General features: G+C 58.4%; 6 protein-coding genes. 2 read left to right on the top strand and 4 right to left on the bottom strand.

Annotation, left to right across the window (positions count from 1 at the left end; translation table 11 throughout):
- On the top strand, positions 1 to 1,179 hold a 1,179-nt coding region (locus ACRESD_RS22920), incomplete at its 5' end, for a M48 family metalloprotease (protein ID WP_431752991.1).
- 67 nt (positions 1,180 to 1,246) lie between these two features.
- Here the strand turns inward: ACRESD_RS22920 and ACRESD_RS22915 are convergent.
- From ACRESD_RS22915 to rpoE, 4 genes are all read right to left on the bottom strand, one after another.
- Positions 1,247 to 2,683 carry a DegQ family serine endoprotease gene (locus ACRESD_RS22915; protein WP_431752990.1) on the bottom strand — a complete coding sequence of 479 codons (1,437 nt, stop codon included), beginning with the start codon at positions 2,681 to 2,683 and terminating at the stop codon, positions 1,247 to 1,249.
- Positions 2,684 to 2,917: 234 nt separating this feature from the next.
- Entirely contained in the window at positions 2,918 to 3,880 is a 963-nt protein-coding gene (locus ACRESD_RS22910; protein WP_431752989.1) for a MucB/RseB C-terminal domain-containing protein, read from the bottom strand.
- Positions 3,881 to 3,896: 16 nt separating this feature from the next.
- On the bottom strand, positions 3,897 to 4,484 hold the full coding sequence (locus ACRESD_RS22905) for a sigma-E factor negative regulatory protein (protein ID WP_431752988.1): 588 nt from the start codon (positions 4,482 to 4,484) through the stop codon (positions 3,897 to 3,899).
- Positions 4,485 to 4,516: 32 nt separating this feature from the next.
- Complete coding sequence (gene rpoE, locus ACRESD_RS22900) at positions 4,517 to 5,098, bottom strand: RNA polymerase sigma factor RpoE (protein ID WP_003172477.1); 582 nt, start codon at positions 5,096 to 5,098, stop codon at positions 4,517 to 4,519.
- Between the two features lie 463 nt (positions 5,099 to 5,561).
- Here rpoE and nadB point away from each other — a divergent pair.
- The coding region (nadB, locus tag ACRESD_RS22895; protein ID WP_431752987.1) for an L-aspartate oxidase at positions 5,562 to 6,961 on the top strand (1,400 nt) is incomplete at its 3' end.

Below are 6,961 nucleotides of genomic sequence, written 5' to 3'. Positions count from 1 at the left end.
GAGTTCATCCTGATCAACAGCCCGCAACTCAACGCCTTTGCCGCGCCCGGGGGGATTGTCGGGGTCAACGGCGGTCTGTTCCTCAATGCCCAGACTGAAGGTGAATACGCTTCGGTGCTGGCCCACGAATTGGCGCACTTGTCCCAACGTCACTTTGCACGGGGCGTAGAAGCGCAGTCGCGCATGCAGATCCCGATGATGGCCGCCCTGCTCGGCGGCATCATCGCGGCGGCGGCAGGTGCGGGTGACGCCGGTATTGCTGCCATTGCCGGCAGCCAGGCAGCGGCTATCCAGGAGCAGCGCCGGTTCTCGCGCCAGAACGAACAGGAGGCTGACCGTATTGGCATTCTCAACCTGGAAAAAGCCGGTTACGACCCCCGCTCCATGCCCACCATGTTCGAACGGCTGATGCGCCAATACCGCTTCGACGCCAAGCCACCGGAATTCCTGCTGACTCACCCGGTGACCGAGTCGCGGATCGCCGACACGCGCAACCGCGCCGAACAAGCCAAGCCCGGCGGCAAGGAAGACAGCCTGCGCTATCAACTGATCCGCGCACGTGTGCAACTGCAATATGAAGACACCCCGGGCCTGGCCGCCAAGCGTTTCCAGGCACAGCTGGACGAAAATCCGAAGAACGACGTGGCGCGCTATGGCCTGGCCATTGCCCAGATCAAGGGCATCAAACTCAAGGAAGCGCGGGAAAGTCTGGCACCGCTGCTGGCCAAGACACCCAACGACATCACCTACAACCTGGCTCAGATCGAGCTGGACATCACCAACAATCGCCTGCCGGACGCCCAGCAGCGTACTGACCGGATGCTCACTCAATACCCTGGAAACTATCCATTGAACCAGGTGCGAGTGGACTTGCTGCTCAAGCAAAACCGCACCGCTGATGCCGAAAAGGCGTTGGACGGGTTACTCAAATCCCGCCCCGACGATCCGGATGTGTGGTACCAGGTCGCAGAAACACGCGGTTTGTCCGGCAACATCATCGGCTTGCATCAGGCCCGGGCCGAATACTTTGCCTTGGTCGGTGACTTCAAACAGGCCATTCAACAACTGGACTTCGCCAAGCGTCGGGCCGGCAACAACTTCCCGCTGTCTTCACGTATCGACGCACGCCAGCGTGAATTGATCGAACAGGAGCGCTTGGTAAAAGGAATGATGAGCTAAACCCATCGCCCACAAAAAAGCCCCGCCTTCCTCAAACGAAAGCGGGGCTTTTTATTGGGCTAGAGAATTACTCAGCTAGCTTGAAGGTGATGAAGCTGGCACGCCCCTGACGCAGGACACGCATCGACACCGAACGATTCTTCGGCAACGCTTTGGCGATGTCGGTGAACTCCTTGGTGGAGTTGATCGCCTGATTGTTCAGGTGGGTAATCACATCGCCCGGCTGCAGGCCGATCAAGGCGGCAGGACCGTCCTGGACTTCCTTGATCACCACGCCGCTCTTGAGGTCGAAGCTCTTCTTCTGCTCGGCGGTCAGCTCAACGACAGCAATGCCCAGACGGTTGCTGCTGCGCTCGGCACCTGGCTTGGCATTACCCAGCGCGTCCAGAGTCGCGCCTTCTTCGGGGATCGCACCGACGGTCAGCTCAACGGTCTGGCGCTTACCCTCACGGATCACTTCCAGCTTGGCTTTGCTGCCCGCCTTCAGAGCACCGACCAAGTGCGGCAAATCGGCGGACATGATGATCGGCTGGCCATTCATGCTCAGGATCACATCGCCGACTTGCAGGCCGCCTTTGGCAGCCGGGCCGTCGTCCTGAATCTGCGCGACCAGGGCACCGGCTGGCTTGTCGAGACCGAAGGATTCAGCCAGGTCTTTATTCACTTCCTGGATAACGACGCCCAACCAGCCACGACTGACTTTGCCACCGCTTTTCAACTGGTTGGAAACGTCCATGGCCACATCGATCGGAATCGCGAAGGACACGCCCATGAAGCCACCGGAGCGGGTGTAGATCTGCGAGTTGATACCCACCACTTCGCCCGCCAGGTTGAACAGCGGACCACCCGAGTTACCCGGGTTGATCGGCACGTCGGTCTGGATGAACGGCACGTAGTTTTCGTTCGGCAGGCTGCGGCCAATGGCGCTGACGATGCCCTGTGTAACGGTATGGTCAAAGCCAAACGGCGAACCGATTGCCACGACCCACTGCCCGGCTTTCAAGTCCTGGGATTTACCCAGCTTCAGCACCGGTAGATCCTTGCCATCGATTTTCAGCAGGGCCACGTCGGAACGTGGATCAGTTCCGATCAGCTTGGCTTTCAACTCACTGCGGTCGGCCAGGCGCACGAGGATCTCGTCGGCATCGGCAATCACATGGTTATTGGTGAGGATGTAGCCATCAGGCGAAATAATGAACCCCGAGCCCAAGGACTGCGCTTCACGCTGACCACCGCCGCCACGCGGGGAGCGTTGTTGCGGCATGCCACGCTCGAAGAACTCGCGCAGCATCGGCGGCAGGCCTTCCAGGTCCGGCATCTGCTGGTTGGAGACTTTGCGTTCCGGCAGCTTTTGCGTGGTACTGATGTTCACCACGGCAGGCGAGGCCTGCTCTACCAGTTGGGTGAAGTCGGGCAGCTCGGCCGCTTGCGCGGACACAGCCTGACCCAACACCAGCACCGTGGCGACTATGGATAAGTAAGACTTCAAACGTGGTATCGACATACAGCTCCCGTTACGACGAGCAGGGTTGAGCGACAGGGTTCAAGAAACGCCGAAAACTGCGACCGACATCTTTGTTCCGCGAACAAAACAAGGCCAGAGCCGACAAGCCCTGACCTATAAAAAACATGGGGATTTTTTGCAAGTGAAAATACTGATCCAGACATTTCATGCTCTCAGCACCCAAACAAGCATAGGTTTACATTGAAAGGTCTGGATGAACATAGGATTAACAACTCACGGCTGGGGGGCAGCCTTTTCACTACGTACCGACAGAGCGATGCGCTCGGCAGTACCGATGGGGATTTCGCCGACAACCGTCACCATCACCTCACCGTCCACGGTGTTCAGGCGCCGTGACACGGCCACCGTAGGGCCAAGCTGAGTACGGGTCTCTGTCACGCTCGCACCGTCTGTCGACTCCAGGAATACCGAGAATCGCGCGAGCCCATCGTCGTACATCAAGCTATCGATCGTGGATTTGGTTTGGGTGTCTTGACGTGCGGTACTGCTGGTGAGCTGAAAACCAGGCGGCAACCAATCCAGATGCCATGCCTGACTGGTAGGCACTTCTGGCGCTTTGTTATTGGAAACCGTGACGGGCGTACATTCGCTGCTGGGTTGCAAATCGCGATCAGAGGGCGCGACTGACGTGTTCAGGCGAGTGAATTGGAAGCGCTCCAGCAACTGCCCTTGATCGTTGAGCAACAACGATTTGAGTGGTAACGCCGTTTCGCGATCCACATGCAGCTCAAAGCCATACCGATATTGGTCGCGCGGAGTGATCGAGACAATTACCGCATTACGGCCGGCCACGCGGGATTTGCCAATAACGGCCAGGTCATAAAATTGAGTGAGCTTTTGTGGATCAAGGGCACGTGGAGACGATGCATCACTTGAGTTACCAAGGCCGGCGACGAGTGTGCCGCTGACGCATTGAGTGCGACCATCTATCCGCACGACTTCCTGGGCAGATCCGTCGAGTTGTAATAATCGCTCGCGAACCTGACCATCCTGTACACGATGCCAGATGTCATGGGTAGAAAAACTGCCATTACGCTCGTAGACGAACGTACCTTCGAAGCTTTGCTGCTGCTCTGCACGCCCAAGTCGAGTCAGCCAGTCTTGGGCTTCGTCGGCATGGGCGGATAGTGCAAACCAACTACTGAGCAAAAGCGTAAGGAGCGGTATGGCGCGCATAGGGCCCCTTAGCGGTTCAGCGGTTTTCCAGGCTTGCAGCACGTGCATAAGGCAAAGCGCTTTCAGTACCTTTCAAGGCTGATTCCTGTGCGTGTTGGCGCAGGTAACCTGGAAGGCGCTGATCCTGCCAACCGGATTGCCCTTGAAGTACACCGTTGGCCATAGGGCCGGTGGTATCAGAGCTTTCCTTGTAACCGGCCAGCACTGCCGGGCCTTTGACTTGCGGGCCGGCCATGACCGGTTGCTGAGTCTGTTGGGCCAACTCGTTACCGGCGATCTCGTCCTGGTTGTACAGGCGAACACCCGCCAATACGGCAACAGTCACCGAAGCAGCAACCGCCAAGCGGCCCAGACTGCGCCATGGGCCTCGAGAAGCTTTGGCCGGAACGGTTTCATCGGCCAGCGCAGCAGAAACGGCCGCAGCAATATCCAGACGAGGGACTAATAGATCCTTGTGCATCACCGCCCGAGCGACTTGGTAACGAGACCAGGTAGCACGGGTTTCGGCATCATCAAATGCATTGAGCACTCGACGAAGTTCCAGTTCATCCGCTTCGTTATCCATCACTGCGGACAGCGATTCCTGCAGGGCATCACGACTCATGGCGGTTCCTCTCTTGGCTGTCGCCGCTGTCTTTAGTTTTCCTGCAACAACGGTTGCAAGGCTTTATCGATGGCTTCCCGGGCCCGGAAAATCCGTGACCTTACAGTCCCCACCGGACACTGCATGACGCTCGCAATGTCTTCGTAACTCAGACCGTCGAATTCACGTAAAGTTAACGCCGTACGCAAATCTTCCGGAAGTTGCTGAATTGTGCGATGAACGGTGCCTTCGATCTCGTCGCGCAGCAGTGCTCGTTCCGGCGACTCGAGATCCTTGAGGCCGTGATCACCATCGTAAAATTCTGCATCTTCTGAACTTACATCGCTATCAGGTGGGCGGCGCCCGCGAGACACCAGATAGTTCTTCGCCGTGTTGATGGCGATGCGGTATAGCCACGTGTAAAACGCACTGTCACCGCGAAAATTGCCTAGTGCACGGTATGCCTTGATAAAGGCTTCCTGTGCTACGTCCTGCGCTTCATGGGTGTCGTGCACAAATCGCACGATCAACCCGAGAATTTTGTGCTGGTATTTCAGCACTAGCAGATCAAATGCTCGCTTGTCGCCGCGCTGAACGCGTTCGACCAGCTGCTGATCCTCTTCCTGGGTTAGCATGAACACTCCTCGTTGTACTTGAAGGAGGCTTGCATAACTAAACGATCAGGCTTGCAAACATAGACTCGGGCTTTTCGCAAAAGTTCTCCCCCTTCAAGCAAGTTTCCGGTGCGCACTGATTTGGCACACACGAAAAACGCAGCACGGGCGATGCCGGCTGCGCGAATAATCTTGTCGTCGGCTTCCTGACGCGTCCAATGCTCCCGACGGGCCAATAAACTCAACGTTTTCCCAGCTTTCGGGCAACCTGCTATTGAGTCGGGGCTCATGCAAAAAGTTCCCACGTCAATAACCGGCTCACTGCACCCGATTCGTGCACGCTAATCTCACATTGCCACGAATGTCCGGCTATTGTGCCGCTCCCCCCCTCTATATACTAGTGGCCCGTGTGACCCTTTGATTCGCCGATCCAGGCGTCCTGTTTGCGCCTCCCCTTCGGATCGCTTTTTGCGGAATCCTTCCAATGAGCCAACAGTTTCAACACGATGTCTTGGTGATCGGCAGCGGCGCGGCCGGTTTGAGCCTTGCACTGACCCTTCCCAGCCACCTGCGCATTGCAGTGCTGAGCAAGGGCGACCTGGCCAACGGTTCAACGTTCTGGGCCCAGGGTGGTGTCGCCGCCGTGCTGGACGACACCGACACGGTCCAGTCCCACGTTGAGGATACCCTCAACGCCGGCGGCGGTCTGTGCAACGAAGAAGCCGTGCGTTTTACCGTCGAGCATAGCCGCGAAGCCATCCAATGGCTGATCGACCAAGGTGTACCGTTCACTCGCGACGAACAGGCCGGCAACGATGACGGCGGATTCGAGTTCCATCTGACCCGCGAAGGCGGTCACAGTCATCGCCGCATCATCCACGCCGCCGATGCCACCGGTGCCGCGATCTTCAAGACGTTGCTCGACCAGGCTCGCCAACGCCCCAACATCGAACTGCTGGAGCAACGCGTCGCCATTGACCTGATCACCGAGAAACGCCTGGGCCTGGAAGGCGAACGCTGCCTCGGCGCCTACGTGCTCAACCGTGCCAGCGGCGAAGTCGACACCTATGGCGCACGCTTCACCATCCTCGCATCGGGCGGCGCGGCCAAGGTCTATCTCTACACCAGCAACCCCGACGGCGCCTGCGGTGATGGCATCGCCATGGCTTGGCGTTCGGGCTGCCGGGTGGCCAACCTGGAGTTCAACCAGTTCCACCCGACATGCCTATACCACCCGCAGGCCAAAAGCTTCCTGATCACCGAAGCCCTGCGTGGTGAAGGTGCGCATTTGAAGCTGCCGAACGGCGAGCGCTTCATGCAGCGCTTCGACCCGCGTGCCGAACTGGCACCCCGGGATATCGTCGCCCGTGCCATCGACCACGAAATGAAGCGCCTGGGCATCGACTGCGTCTATCTCGATATCAGCCATAAGCCCGAAGCCTTCATCAAGACCCACTTCCCGACGGTCTACGAACGCTGCCTGACCTTCAACATCGACATCACCAAAGGCCCAATCCCGGTGGTGCCGGCCGCGCATTACACCTGCGGCGGCGTGATGGTCGACCAGCACGGTCGCACCGATGTGCCGGGCCTGTATGCGATTGGCGAAACCAGCTTCACCGGCCTGCACGGCGCCAACCGCATGGCCAGCAATTCACTGCTCGAATGCTTCGTCTACGCACGCTCGGCGGCGGCGGACATATTGGAACAGTTGCCCCATATCGCAGTGCACGCCGCCCTGCCCCGCTGGGACGCCAGCCAGGTCACCGATTCCGACGAAGACGTGATCATCGCCCACAACTGGGACGAACTGCGCCGCTTCATGTGGGACTACGTAGGGATCGTGCGCACCAACAAACGCTTGCAACGCGCCCAGCACCTGGT

This window comes from Pseudomonas sp., from assembly GCF_050739995.1.
Taxonomy (GTDB): Bacteria; Pseudomonadota; Gammaproteobacteria; order Pseudomonadales; family Pseudomonadaceae; genus Aquipseudomonas.
Note: the sequence above shows the minus strand (reverse complement) of the source record. Positions and strands in the feature narration are given on the sequence as shown.